Annotated in this window: 12 protein-coding genes; 11 read left to right on the top strand and 1 reads right to left on the bottom strand. The window is 52.0% G+C overall.

Going from position 1 to position 13,712, the window contains the following annotated elements:
- The first annotated feature begins 72 nt into the window (after positions 1-72).
- From ABID13_RS14250 to ABID13_RS14210, 9 genes are all read left to right on the top strand, one after another.
- On the top strand, positions 73-1,059 hold the full coding sequence (locus ABID13_RS14250; RefSeq protein ID WP_007866626.1) for a DnaJ C-terminal domain-containing protein: 987 nt from the start codon (positions 73-75) through the stop codon (positions 1,057-1,059).
- 191 nt (positions 1,060-1,250) lie between these two features.
- A complete protein-coding gene (locus tag ABID13_RS14245) occupies positions 1,251-2,174 on the top strand; it encodes a LysR family transcriptional regulator (protein WP_048929948.1) in 924 nt (307 codons plus the stop codon).
- Positions 2,175-2,278: 104 nt separating this feature from the next.
- The gene (gene nikA, locus ABID13_RS14240) at positions 2,279-3,973 is read left to right on the top strand and encodes a nickel ABC transporter substrate-binding protein (protein WP_048929947.1); all 1,695 of its coding nucleotides are present in this window, start codon (positions 2,279-2,281) and stop codon (positions 3,971-3,973) included.
- 77 nt (positions 3,974-4,050) lie between these two features.
- Positions 4,051-4,992, top strand: a complete 942-nt coding sequence (gene opp1B / locus ABID13_RS14235; RefSeq protein WP_007866619.1) for a nickel/cobalt ABC transporter permease — start codon at positions 4,051-4,053, stop codon at positions 4,990-4,992.
- A gap of 2 nt (positions 4,993-4,994) precedes the next feature.
- The gene (opp1C, locus tag ABID13_RS14230; RefSeq protein ID WP_048929946.1) at positions 4,995-5,819 is read left to right on the top strand and encodes a nickel/cobalt ABC transporter permease; all 825 of its coding nucleotides are present in this window, start codon (positions 4,995-4,997) and stop codon (positions 5,817-5,819) included.
- A complete protein-coding gene (locus tag ABID13_RS14225) occupies positions 5,816-6,649 on the top strand; it encodes an ABC transporter ATP-binding protein (protein ID WP_007866616.1) in 834 nt (277 codons plus the stop codon). The genes opp1C and ABID13_RS14225 overlap by 4 nt, the downstream gene beginning before the upstream one ends.
- A complete protein-coding gene (locus ABID13_RS14220; protein ID WP_007866614.1) occupies positions 6,646-7,482 on the top strand; it encodes an ABC transporter ATP-binding protein in 837 nt (278 codons plus the stop codon). Before ABID13_RS14225 ends, ABID13_RS14220 begins: the two co-directional genes overlap by 4 nt.
- Positions 7,464-8,810 carry an MATE family efflux transporter gene (locus tag ABID13_RS14215; RefSeq protein ID WP_007866612.1) on the top strand — a complete coding sequence of 449 codons (1,347 nt, stop codon included), beginning with the start codon at positions 7,464-7,466 and terminating at the stop codon, positions 8,808-8,810. The genes ABID13_RS14220 and ABID13_RS14215 overlap by 19 nt, the downstream gene beginning before the upstream one ends.
- Before the next feature lie 54 nt (positions 8,811-8,864).
- The gene (locus ABID13_RS14210; protein ID WP_048929945.1) at positions 8,865-9,887 is read left to right on the top strand and encodes a M14 family metallopeptidase; all 1,023 of its coding nucleotides are present in this window, start codon (positions 8,865-8,867) and stop codon (positions 9,885-9,887) included.
- Here the strand turns inward: ABID13_RS14210 and ABID13_RS14205 are convergent.
- The gene (locus ABID13_RS14205) at positions 9,880-10,659 is read right to left on the bottom strand and encodes an IclR family transcriptional regulator (RefSeq protein ID WP_007866610.1); all 780 of its coding nucleotides are present in this window, start codon (positions 10,657-10,659) and stop codon (positions 9,880-9,882) included. The genes ABID13_RS14210 and ABID13_RS14205 overlap by 8 nt on opposite strands.
- A 591-nt stretch (positions 10,660-11,250) precedes the next feature.
- Between ABID13_RS14205 and ABID13_RS14200 the strand changes: the two genes are divergently transcribed.
- Together ABID13_RS14200 and ABID13_RS14195 are read left to right on the top strand one after the other, a co-directional pair.
- Positions 11,251-12,171, top strand: coding sequence for a dihydrodipicolinate synthase family protein (locus ABID13_RS14200; protein WP_007866609.1), 921 nt, complete (start codon positions 11,251-11,253; stop codon positions 12,169-12,171).
- A gap of 101 nt (positions 12,172-12,272) precedes the next feature.
- A complete protein-coding gene (locus ABID13_RS14195) occupies positions 12,273-13,664 on the top strand; it encodes an MATE family efflux transporter (protein WP_494337786.1) in 1,392 nt (463 codons plus the stop codon).
- Positions 13,665-13,712 lie beyond the last annotated feature (48 nt).

Below are 13,712 nucleotides of genomic sequence, written 5' to 3'. Positions count from 1 at the left end.
GGGACAGTGAGGGGTCAGCCAGTCTGACCTCTCCTTTCATGTAGAGCCAAGATCAGAAGGGAAGTGAGGAGAATGAAAAGAGACTACTATGAGATTTTGGGCATTGACAAACATGCGGATGCGCAGGCAATCAAAAAAGCATTCAGAAAGCTGGCAAAAAAATACCATCCGGACAGCAATGAAGGGAATGCACAGGCCGCAGAACGTTTTAAGGAAGTTAATGAGGCTTATGACGTACTGGGAGATGAGGAAAAGAGGAAACTGTATGACCGGTTTGGTCACGCTGCTTTTGACGCAAGCGCAGGGGAATATCAAGGCGCCCGTGACAGTGGCTTCCAGGGAGGATTTCAGGGCGGCTTCCGGAATGGTTTTCAGGGTGGTTTCCAAAATGGGTTCCAGGGCGGTTTCCAGAATGGTTTCCGGAGCGGCTCTTACACCAGGCCGGGGGGAGGCTTTCAGGAGTATCATTTTGAGGGCGGGGAGGACATGGACGATATCCTAAAAAGCCTGTTTGGCCATGATTCTAACAGGAAAGGTTCAGATCTGAAGGCTGAGATAGAGATCAGTTTTGATAAAGCTGCTTTTGGCGGCAAAGAGCGCGTTCAGCTGCAGGGCAGCGGGCTGGAAATGACAGTCCTGGAAGTCAATATCCCGGCAGGCATTGCATCCGGGAAAACCATACGCCTAAAGGGCAGGGGGAATCCGGGAACACAAGGCGCAGAGCCAGGGGACCTGCTGCTCACGGTCAGGGTAAAAGACAAACCGGGATTTCGCAGGGAAGGCCAGGATGTGTACACCACGGTCAGGATCCCATTTACCACAGCGGTCCTGGGAGGTGAGGCAACCATTCCCACTCTTTATGGGGATGTTGTATGCAAGATAAAAGAAGGTACCCAGCCGGGCAGCAAGATCCGGTTAAAAGGAAAGGGGATCGTGTCCATGGGGAATCCGTCTGTTTACGGCGACCAGTACGTGACCGTGGAGATCCGGGCGCCGAAAAAACTGACAGAGGAAGCCAAACAAAAATTAAGGGAACTTTCCGGCATATTGGCGGCCTGAGCGAAACAAATCGGAGTTCTCCTCCATGATGATAAAAATTATCGCTGGAAATACTTGCCACACGGGGTTTGCCCATGCTAACATGGGGCTGCTTTTATCGTGTGGCAATTTTTATTGTATGGCTTCTATTATATGGCTTTTGATTGAACGGCTTTATTGTTATGGCCTTGTTTACCCATGGAGGAGAGGATATGGAAATCAAGCAATTGGAATACTTTGTGGCAGCAGTGGATCACGGCAGCCTGAACCGGGCCGCAGAGCAGCTCTACACCACGCAGCCCAATGTCAGCAGGGTTATTCACTGCCTGGAGCGGGAACTGAAGACCAGCTTGCTGGTCAGGAGCAACAAGGGGATCCGTATGACGGAGCAGGGGGAAATGCTTTACAGGAATGCCGTACATATTCTGAGGCATTCCCATATCATACGGTCCCTGGCAGCCAGCCAGGGGGCTGCCAAGTTCGGAGTGTCCGGGTACCAGAGCAGCCTTTTGACAAAGCTGCTGGTGGAATTGTATAAAGGAAACGGGGAAAGGTCCGAACTTCATTATGAGTACCGGGAGGGCACGGTGGAGGAGATCACGGATGATGTGGCAAACCATATTTCCGAGATTGGGATCGTATACCTGGCAAATGCACAGATGCAGTGTTTCCGGCATATTATCGGGCATAAAAAGCTGGAATTTTTTCCGCTGGACAACAGGGGAATCTGTATTTATGTGGGAAAGTACCATCCGCTGTACGAAAGGGAGTCAGTGGAATTTTCCGAATTGCGGGGACTGAAATTTGTGGAGGAGACAGATGACTTTTTTGCAATGGAGCATCACATTGAGAGGGTGAGCGTGGGAGCGGTCATGATAGAGCATATGAACAATGTTTTCTCCACAAACAGTGATTACATGATCAATAACCTGCTGCTGCACACTGATGTCTGCTGTATGGGAGTGGATTTTGTATCAGGGGATTATGGAAAATATGATATCAAAGCACTGAAGGTAAAACATTGCGAACCCTTTTTGTCCATCGGGTACGTGACCCTGGCGGGAAGAAATCTGTCTGATGAAGCAAAACGTTATATCGATGCCCTGAAACAGGCGTTGGACGGAGAGCAGAAATGATGGATATAACAAATCCTGATAACCAATCCCTCTCAATTTGGCATTAGTAAGCCTTGACTAACTATGGTATAGTATCCTCTGAAATCTAATTGAGGAGGAACATGATGAAAAAAAGAATTTGGAGTCTGTGCCTTGCAGGCGTTCTGGCCGCATCTGTTGCCGGCTGCTCGGCATCCGGCTCGGGCACGGCCGGTAAATCGGCTGGGGATGACAAAGCGGAAAGCTCCGTAACAGCCCCGGCGGGCGATGATAAGGAAGGTTCCGGTACCCGGGCAGATGAGGAAGGTTCCGGCGCAGGTAATGAAATGGGAGCAAGGGATGAGTTGGTGTTTGTCAATTACCGGGATATCCGGGATCTGAACCCTCATCTGTATGCGGGTGAAATGTATGCCCAGGAAATGCTTTATGAGACTCTTGTAAATATCACGGAAGACGGCTACGAGCCGTGTCTGGCAGAAAGCTGGGAGATCAGCGGGGACGGCAGGATATATACATTTAAGATCCGCCAGGGAGTGACATTTTCCGATGGACAGGTTTGTGATGCCAATGCCATAAAAGCCAATTTTGACGCCATCATAGAGAACAAGGACCGCCATACATGGCTGGAGATGATGAATCTTCTGGTGGATGTTTCGGCCCCTGATGATGAGACCTTTGTGATTGAACTCTCCCAGCCCTATTACCCCATGCTTACGGAACTGGGCGTTACACGCCCCTTTGCCATGATCTCTCCCAATGCCATGAAAGAGGGAAGCACCAAGGACGGTGTTGACGCTTACATCGGAACAGGACCCTATGTGCTGACGGATTTTGTGACAGATGAGTATGCTGTTTTTGAAGCCAATGAAAATTACTGGGGCCGGCAGCCCCGGATCCGGAAGATCACAGTGAAGGTGATCCCGGACAACCAGACCCGTGTCCTTGCCCTGGAGAAAGGGGAGATCGACCTGATCTTTGGAAAGAACATGATCGATGCGGATGCGGTGAACAAGTACCTGGACAGTGAAGAATTTCAGGTGGCGCTGTCAGACCCCACCTCCACCCGTCAGATCGTGCTGAACACTGCCAACGGGGTTTTGCGGGATAAGGCCGTGCGCCAGGCGCTGCAGCACGCTACAAACCGCCAGGCCATATCCGATGGAGTGTTCTATGGGCTGGAAAAGCCGGCAGACACCCTGTTCGCGTCCACGGTGCCCTACTGTGACATAGACCTCAAACCCTATGGATACGACACGGCTTTGGCAGAGTCCATGCTGGAGGAAGCCGGATGGACCATGGGCAGCGGCGGCCTAAGGGAAAAAGACGGACAGACCATGGCCATGTCCCTTTTGTACAACAGCGACAGTGTGACGGAAAAGACCATTGCCGAGTATCTCCAGTCCGAGTACGGGAAGCTGGGGATCAAGCTGGATATCAAGGGCGAGGAGGAGCAGTCCTACAGGGATAATATGAAGGCCGGTAATTTTGACATGGTATTTAATATCTGCTGGGGAACGCCCTATGACCCTCAGTCCTCCCTGGCAGCCATGAGGCAGCCTGTGTACGGAGACTATGCGGCCCAGCTGGGTCTGGAGGATAAAAAGGAGATCGACCAGGCCATCACCAATATCCTGGTGTCCACGGACGAGGCCAAACGGCAGGAACTCTACACCTTTGTGCTTACAAGGCTTCATGAGGATGCGGTCTATATCCCTCTCACCTATGAGTGCAACAAGGCCATTTCCACTTCGGCCCTTAAGGGAGTCGGATTTACCCAGACCCAGTATGAGGTACCCTTTACCAGCATGTATTTTGAGTAAGGTGATTGTCTGAAGCACATGAGCATGCCTGCCGCGGGATGACCGGGCGGCATGCTTTTTTAGGAAAAGGAGGGTATATGAAAACGTATATTGTTAAGCGGGTCCTATCCGCGGTCCCGCTTCTCGTCTGCATCTCATTTTTATGTTTTGTCTTTATCAATATGATCCCGTCTGACCCGGCAGAGGTTGCCCTGCGGGTGCGCCAGACACCTATCATTTCAGAGGAGGCCATTGAGCAGGTTCGGGAGGAACTTGGGCTGAATGATCCTTATCTGGTGCGGTACGGCCGCTGGGTAATGGACTGTCTGCGCCTGGACTTTGGGGTCAGCTACACCAACCCGTCCAGAACCGTTCTGGGAGAGATTGAAAGATGCCTGCCTGCCACCGCAGTGCTGGCATTTACATCCCTGGTCTTTGTAATCTTACTGAGTCTTCCCATTGGATTTTTCTGCGCTGTTTACAAGAACAGCTGGTTTGACCGGGTAGTGCGGGGGATCGTGTTTATGACCACTGCCATGCCTGCGTATTGGATCGGGCTTTTGCTGATCTGGTTCATCAGCATCAAGCTGGACCTGCTGCCCACCAGCGGAAACGGGGGATGGAAACATCTGATCCTGCCTTCCTTTACCGTATCTCTTACTTACATATCCACGTACATCCGGCTCATACGCAACAACATGCTGGAGAATATGAAGGAGGATTATGTGCTTTATGCCAATGTCAGGGGGCTGCGCCGAAGATCCATCCTGGTGAGACACATCCTGAAAAACTCTCTCCACACCTGTATTGTGGCTATTGGCATGAGTATCCCCCAGCTGATGGCGGGGACCATTGTGGTGGAAAACGTATTTGCCTGGCCGGGTCTTGGCAAGCTATGCATTAATTCCATCTTTAACCGGGATTACCCTGTTATCCAGACATATGTACTTTTGATCGGAACATTGTTTGTGGTATTCAATCTGCTTTTTGACATTATCCAGTGTATCGCGGATCCAAGGCTTAGAAGGGAGGTGTCCTGAGTATGTGGAAAAGGCTGTTCCAAAATAAAATGGCGGTTGTGATGATCGTTATCCTGCTCATGGTGGCGCTGACAGGGATATTTGCCTCCTGGATCGCGCCCAATGATCCTTATGAAAATGATATCCTGAATAAGTTTGCAGGCGGCAGCCGTCAGTTTCCCCTGGGCACAGACCAGTTGGGCCGGTGTATCCTCTCCAGGATGATATATGGAATCCGCCCCACGCTGTTTCTGTCACTGGTGACCATGGTGGGAACCATTGGACTGGGGACCATCATGGGGCTTCTGGCCGGATATTTCCGGGGACCGGTGGAGGAGGTTATCATGCGTGCCGTGGATGTAATGATGTCATTTCCCAGTCAGATCATGGTCTTCGCCGTGGTGGCCCTGCTGGGGATCGATGTCCGCAATGTGATCATGGCCAATGTGCTGATCAAATGGGCCTGGTATGCCCGCATGATACGGACCAATGTAATGAAATACAGAGACAGGAACTTTGTGTTGTATTCCCGGTGCATTGGCAGCGGAGAGACATTTATACTGACCAGGCATTTGCTTCCAAGCATTGCCTCTGAGATGGCGGTTCTGGCTACCCTGGATATCGGCTGGGCCGTCCTGAATATTTCCACCCTGTCCTTTCTGGGGCTGGGGGTGCAGGCGCCCACACCTGAGTGGGGAGCCATGTTAAACGAGGCAAAAAACGTGATGACCACCAATCCGGTGCAGATGATCGCCCCGGGGGTTGCCATTGTGGTGGTGGTTGCCGCATTTAATCTGTTGGGTGATGCCCTCAGGGATGCCCTTGACCCAAAGGAGGTGTTAAGTTGACAGAGCCGGTGTTGTCAGTAAGGAACCTGCATGTGGCGTTTCATTATAAAAAGCGTGTGCAGGAGATTATACGGGGAGTGGATTTTGACGTATATACGGGAAAATGCCTTGGGATCCTGGGAGAATCGGGGAGCGGAAAAAGCATGAGTCTAAAGGCCGTCATGGGGCTTTTGGACCAGAGCTTTTCTGTCCGTGGCGAGGCGGTGTACCAGGGGGAAGACCTGATCCGGACAGGCAGGGAGGGATTAAGACGGATCCGGGGCAGGCGGATCGCCATGATCCTGCAAAATCCCATGACCTGCTTTGATCCTCTGTACCGCATCGGTCATCAGATGGCGGAGACATATGGGGAGCATTTTGAAATGGGGAAAGAAGAGATCCACGCCCGTTCTATTGAGGTCTTACGATCCATGCAGATACGGGGAGCAGAGGAAGTCCTGAAAAAATATCCCCACCAGTTAAGCGGTGGTATGCTTCAGCGCATTATGATCGGGCTTGCCATGTCCATGGAGCCGGATATCCTTATTGCGGATGAACCCACAACCGCTATTGATGCAATTACCCAGTATGAGATCATGAAGGAATTTGTCAGGATAAAAGGGGAAGCCAGGACAGCTATGGTGTTTATCAGCCACGACCTGGGAGTTATAGCGGAGATAGCAGACCAGGTGCTGGTGATGAACCAGGGGAGAGTGGCTGACCGGGGGACATTCCGGGAGATCATGGAACATGCCCAGGATCCCTATACCAGGCTTTTGGTGGAAAAGAAGCGGGCTGTCATGGCCAGGTACAGGGAGGCGCTGGCAGGAAGGAGGATGAATCTGATATGAATATGATCGAGGCAGAGGGCATCAATGTAAGTTTCCGCAGGGAGAACCAGAAAAAGATATTCGGTACGGAGCGTCAGCAGGTGCTGTTTGACGTTTCCTTTCATGTGGAGGAGGGGGAGTGCCTGGGGATTCTTGGCGAGAGCGGAAGCGGAAAGAGCACGCTGGGCCGGGTGCTGTGCGGGCTTTTAAAGCCGGATAAGGGAAGCGTGCACCTGGATGGAAGCCGGTTGTACGGCGGAAAGAAAAATAGGGATAAAACCGTGATGAGTGTGGTTTTTCAGGACTACACCACATCGGCCAATCCAAGATTCAGAGTCAGGGATCTGATCGCTGAATCCCTGACAGTCAGGGAAAAGAAAGAGAAAATCAAGATGGATATGGAAAGGGAGCTGGAACATCTTCTGGACCTGGTGGGGCTGGACATGGGGTACAGGGACCGTTTTCCCCATGAACTCAGCGGAGGCCAGCTGCAGAGAGTCTGCATTGCAAGGGCCATTGCCGTGAACCCCAGAATCATTCTTTTTGACGAGGCCATCAGTTCCCTGGACGCCCACACCCAGGTCCAGGTCATGGACCTGTTAAAGGAGATCCAGCGAAAGCGGAACTTAACCTATGTATTTATCACCCATGATCTGACTTCTGTCACCTATATTTGCCACAACGTGCTGTTTCTGTATCAGGGAAGGGTGGCTGAGGTCCGGGAAGTGGACTGCATCTCCCAGGTGGAGCATCCTTATGCCAAAAAACTGCTGAACTCCATTGTGGAGTTTGATGACAGGGGGATCATTTCCAGGGAAGAAGAGGAACGCCGCATATGGGAAAAAGCAGTCTGACACTGACACACAGGGAATATCTGGCAGTGGCCATTCCCTTTATGGTCTCCACTGTAACGCAGCCCCTGCTGGGAGCAGTGGACACGGCAGTTATCGGCATGATGGGGGATGCTCCGGCCATTGCAGGGGTATCTCTGGGCGCAAACCTGTTTAATACCCTGTACTGGCTCTTTGGCTTTTTGAGAGTCAGCACCACAGGCCACAGCGCCCAGGTTCAGGGTACAGGGGATGACGGGGAGAAAAAACGCACCTTTTTCCTGCCTCTTTTCTCTGCGCTCTTGGTCTCCGCGGCCTTCCTGGTGTTCCAGGAACCCATCATCCGTGGATATCTGTGGATGACCGGACCGGAGGCAGCTGTGGCAGGGTATGTGCAGGGGTATTTCAGGATCCTGGTTTGGGGAGCGCCCTTTGTCATGTCCAATTATGTGATGCTGGGATGGCTCATGGGTCAGAGCCGTGTGAAGGCTTCCCTGTTTATGCAGATCAGCGGAAACATTGTAAATATGGCACTGGATTACTGGTTTGTATGTATCCTGGGAAAAGGGATCACGGGGGTTGCCGCCGCCACCCTCATATCCCAGGTTTATACCTGCTCTTGCGGCGTGCTTTGCATGTGCCGGTATGGGAAGTTTGGAACCGTAAATATCCGCGGACTTTGGGACCGCCGGGGTGTGAGAGGCATGGTACAGGAAAACAGGGACCTGCTCTTTCGCACCATCTGCCTGGTAATACACAATAATGTATTTGCAGCCCTGGGAGCCAGACTGGGTACGGACATCCTGGCAGTTAACGCTATCCTGCTTCAGATCACTTCCATACAGGCGTACCTGTTTGAGGGGCTTGCCAATGGTTCCAGCGTATTTGCGGGAAGGGCGGTCGGGCAGCGGTCACAGTCCCTGTTCAGGGAGATCCTGAAGAAGACATGGCAGTGGGGCTGGCTGGCGGCAGCGGCGATGAGCGGAGCATGCTTTGTGCTGGGCAGCCGCATGTTTATGGTATTTACAGATATACCCCACATACTGGAACTGGCGCGTAAGTACGGGATATACTGTTTACTCTACCCTCCGGTGGCAGCGGCGGGCCTGGCAGTTTACGGGGTATATACGGGCAGCAGTGTAACCAGACCGATATTTCTGTCCACACTGTGGTCACTGCTTTTGTGCCTGCCGGTATGCTGGCTGGGAGTATATGCCTGGGGCAATGACGGGCTGTGGATCGGGTACTTGACCTTTTATGGGGGCAGAAGCCTGGGGCTGGCAGCTTACAGACACAGTCTGTGGATGAAAGTGTGTTCCCGGAGTCTTCCAGGGACCCATCTTTGCGGCTGATTTCCCGCCAGCGCACACAAATTTATACACGGAAATAAAGAGGAGTACTGTTTGATGGAAAAAAGAAATGTGAGACAGGAAGGTAAGGCAGGACAGGAGACGGATGGGAGACAGGAAATAAAATCCATACAGGTTGGGACATACCGGGCCGTGTCCGGCGAAAAGAAAAACATTTGGCTGGAAGTGGAGGACAGTGATATAAAACTCCCCATCACCGTGATCTGCGGCAGGGAGGAGGGCGCGACCGTACTCATATCCGCCGGAGTCCACGGGGCCGAATATATCGGCATCCAGACCGTAATGGAGCTGTCCCGTGAGCTGGACCCGGAGCTGGTCCATGGAAATGTGATCTGCCTTTTGATTGCCAATCCTTCGGCAGCCAGGACATTTACCAGATTTGTGGTGCCTGAGGACGGGAAGAACCTGAACCGGGTCTTTCCGGGAAAAAAGGATGGGACACTTTCGGAGAAGATCGCCTATGCCATGGTGCATGAACTCCAAAGCTTGGCGGATTACTGCATCGATGTCCATGGAGGCGATACCAGCGAGGAGGTGATGCCTTTTGTGTATTATACGGGAGCTGCCCGGGAGGAAGTGTGCCGGGCATCGGAGGCCATGGCCATGGCAACGGATACTGCTGTCCGAGCCAGATCAGGTGCCGCCACAGGCGCCTACAGCTGCGCCTGCATCCACGGTATCCCCTCGGTTCTCATGGAGAGGGGCGGAGGAGGGATATTTACAAATAAGGAGGTGGAACTCTATAAACAGGATATCCGCAATATCCTAATCCGCCTCCGGGTGCTGGAGGGCAGGGAGATACACACGATGACCCAGGAACGGGTCAGACGTGCGACCTACATTGAAGCTGAAACACAGGGGTTCTGGTATCCGGCGCTGGCGGCGGGGGACCGTTTTAAGAAAGGTGCCCTGCTGGGACAGGTGAAGGATGTGTGGGGAAGCCTTCTGGATGAATACAGGGCAGAGTACGATGGGATCGTGCTTTACCAGACCAGGGGGCTTGGAATCGGAGAGGGGGATCCTCTGATCGCCTACGGCATGCCGGAACAGGTCAGCTGATACTTCCCAGGTCCACATCGCATCCCTGGAAATATGTCTCCAGCTTTGCCTTGGATTCCTTCAAAAGCCGGATAATAGACTGCAGCTTGTCCTCGGAATAGCGGAAGGTTGGGATGCACACGCTCAGGGCGGCAATGACCTGGCCGTTGCTGCACAGGGGAATGCCTGCGCAGTTTAAAAGGGGCATACATTCCTCGTGTTCCAGGGCATATCCCCGGTTTCTGGTTTGCTCCAGCTCCCGGAACAGTTCCTCCCAATCCGTGATGGTGTTTTTTGTAAAGGCAGTGAGCCCATCCGGATACAGGGCCCGGATCTCATCCTTCGTCTTCTGGGCAAGGAGGGCCCGGCCAATGGCGGTGCAGTACAGGGGAATCTGCTTTCCCACATAGGAGACAAGCCTAAGAGGTTCCGCGGAATCTTCTTTTGCAATATAGAGCAGATTGCTGCGCACCTGGATTCCCAGCTGGCAGGTTTCATTGCTTTGGGAAACAATATATTTCATTTCGCTCTGGATAAATTCCAGGGCGTTTTTTGTATTGGTGTAGGAGGAACCCACAGAGTAAGCTGCGATTCCCATACAGTACCTGGATGTGTCCTTATGCTGGTAGATGAATTTCCTGGATGTCATGGTGTGCACAAGGGGCATGATACTGCTTTTGGGTGCGTTAAGCGCCCTGGACAGCTGGGTCAGGGTCATTCCGTCAGGATTAGTGGAAAGCAGTTCCAGGATGTCCAGGACGCGTTCCGTGGGTCTGTGCTGGTTTGATGGCATATGATCTCTCCCTTAAGTGTGTAAATGATCGGATCCGCCTTGGCGGATGGGGGCGGTTGGTAAAGGCTTCCGCCATGTCACCCCGGCATGATATTGCTGTCCTTCATACCCATGGAATGATTCTGATGGGCGTCCGGTATATCCGCCGGAGATGTTTGACGATCGAAACAGTCAGCCTATAAAGGCGCTTTAAATAATATTATAGCAGAAATCGTGCAGGTCTGTCACGAAAATGTGTATGCAAGCCAGGATATACGCTGTAAGCCCAGACGTACGCCGCAAGCCAGGTACCTGCTGCCGGTCCTAAGGATTTCCCACGCGGCTCAAGAAACTCCACAAAGAATTGCAGAAACCATTTTGCACATCATCTACAAATGAAAAAGAAAATTTTATTCAGTTCTCAAAAAGTCTTATTTAGTATCCCGGCGGAATTGACAAGAAGGCATGGAAATGATATCGTATCATTATAATGTACGTTATATCAAACCAAGTATGTATATACGTACCAAAGACACTGTAATAAAAACACCAAGCAAACCGCTTATGAACATTTATGACCCAGGCCAATTGCCTGCAAAGAGGAGGAAAGAAATGTATAAGATCATAACACCTGTAGTAACTGTATTGGACCAGCATGAAAAGCCGGATCACGAGGCCAACAAGAAGGTGATCGATTTTCTTGTAAACGGAGGTGTGGACGGCATTCTGGTGCTGGGTTCCACGGGTGAATTTACAGGGATGGACAGACAGGAAAAAAGTGATTTTTTCCGCTTTTACGCGGAGTACACCGCAGGACGCGTAGAGCTGTATGCGGGGACAGGAAGCATGAATTTCCAGGACACGGTGGCCCTTTCCAACGAAGTCTGTGACATGGGGTATGCGGGGCCTATGGTAATCGGCCCATACTACTACGGGATGGACCAGGAAAAACTATTTATCTACTATGATACCCTGGCAAAGTCGGTGAAGGGCAGCCTTTACATATATAATTATCCGGCCAGGACAGGATATTCCATTGCCCCTTCCACCGTGGCAAGGCTGCTTGAGGCCAATCCCAATATCGCCGGTCTCAAGGATTCCGTGTCGGAGCCCAACCACACCAATCTCATCTGCCTGGCTGCAAGGGGGCATTCCTTTGACACATATTCTGGTTTTGACGACCAGTACCTGTATAACATCACCTCCGGAGGAAACGGGTGCATTGGGGGCCTGTCAAACCTGGTGCCGGAGATTTGGAGCGCGCTGGTGAAGGCTACCAATGATAAGGATTTCCGCCGGTCCATGGAACTGTCCGGGCTGATCCATGAACTGATGCCTTTATATGATCTGGATTCCAACTTTTCCCTGCTATTTAAGAAGGTGATGAACCACAGGGGACTGGGGATCGCGGACAGGGCTATTTTCCCCTACAATCAGATGGGGGATGAGACCTTCCAAAGAGCCGTAAAACTGGTAGACCAGGTGCTGGAAAAGTTTAAGGCCCTGAACAGCCGTCAGGGACAGTACAGTTAATAAGTGCAGTATGAACCATCTTGTTTTATACCCCCTGGCATGATAAAATAAAAAAGGCGTCCGCGGTTGGACGGCGTTTCAGGCAAGGGGGTTTTGACATGATAGACAATAATAAGACCATATTATTCGAGCAGACACCGGTACCAAAAGCAGTGATGCAGCTGGCGGTGCCCACGATCCTCAGTTCGCTGGTCATGGTGATCTATAATCTGGCAGATACATATTTTGTAGGTATGATGAATAACCCGGTGCAGAACGCGGCTGTTACGCTGGCTGCACCGGTTTTGCTGGCTTTTAATGCGGTGAACAACCTGTTTGGAGTGGGAAGTTCCAGTATGATGAGCAGGGCGCTGGGCAGGAAGGATTATGAGGCGGTCCGAAGAAGTTCGGCCTTTGGGTTTTACTGCGCCCTGTTCAGCGGCATTCTGTTTTCCCTTCTGTGCACTGTATTCCTCCATCCCCTGCTGGTGCTTTTGGGGGCGGACGCCAACACCATGGAAGCCACTTTGGGATACCTGAAGTGGACTGTTCTTTTCGGGGCAGCCCCTGCCATTCTCAACGTGGTCATGGCCTACATGGTACGCTCTGAGGGATCGGCCCTCCACGCCAGCATTGGAACCATGAGCGGCTGCTTTCTCAACATTATCCTGGACCCTGTTTTTATCCTTCCATGGGGACTGGACATGGGGGCGGCAGGAGCAGGACTGGCCACCTTTTTGTCTAACTGCGTTGCCTGCATTTACTTTTTTGTACTATTGTATGTCAGGCGAAAGAATACCTTTGTGTGTATCCTGCCTAAGAAATTTTCCATGCAAAAGGCCGTTGTGCTGGGCGTGTGCGGCGTGGGCATCCCCGCCGCCATCCAGAACCTTCTCAACGTGACCGGGATGACCATACTGAACAATTTTACTTCATCTTACGGTGCCCAGGCAGTGGCGGCCATGGGCATTTCCCAGAAGATCAATATGGTGCCCATGCAGGTGGCCATGGGATTCTCCCAGGGAATCATGCCCCTGATCAGCTACAGCTATGCCAGCGGGAACCATAAGCGCATGAAGGAGACCGTGATCTTTGCCGTCAGGACCCTGCTTCCCTTCCTGATCGTGGTATCTCTGGGATATTATTTTGGCGCAGGCACCCTGATACGGTCCTTTATGAACAATGAGAGCATTATTGCGTACGGCACACGGTTTTTGCGGGGCTTTTGTCTGGGACTGTCCTTTCTGTGCATGGATTTCCTTGCCGTGGGCGTGTTCCAGGCCGTGGGCATGGGGCGGGCCGCCCTCAGCTTTGCCATCCTGCGAAAGATCGTATTAGAGATACCGGCCCTCTATGTGCTGAACCGGCTGTTTCCCCTGTACGGCCTTGCCTATGCGCAGTTTACAGCGGAATTTGTACTGGCTATTGCTGCCGTATTCATGCTGTGCCGCATTTTCAGGAAAATGCAGAGGGATGACCGGACCGCATCTGAGGGAGCGTCTGGACAAACCTGACGGAATTTGTTATAGTTAGAAAAGAAAAAAGGCCGGCCTTATCCGGCC

The organism is Enterocloster citroniae (genome assembly GCF_040545455.1).
Classification (GTDB): Bacteria; Bacillota; Clostridia; order Lachnospirales; family Lachnospiraceae; genus Enterocloster; species Enterocloster citroniae.
Note: the sequence above shows the minus strand (reverse complement) of the source record. Positions and strands in the feature narration are given on the sequence as shown.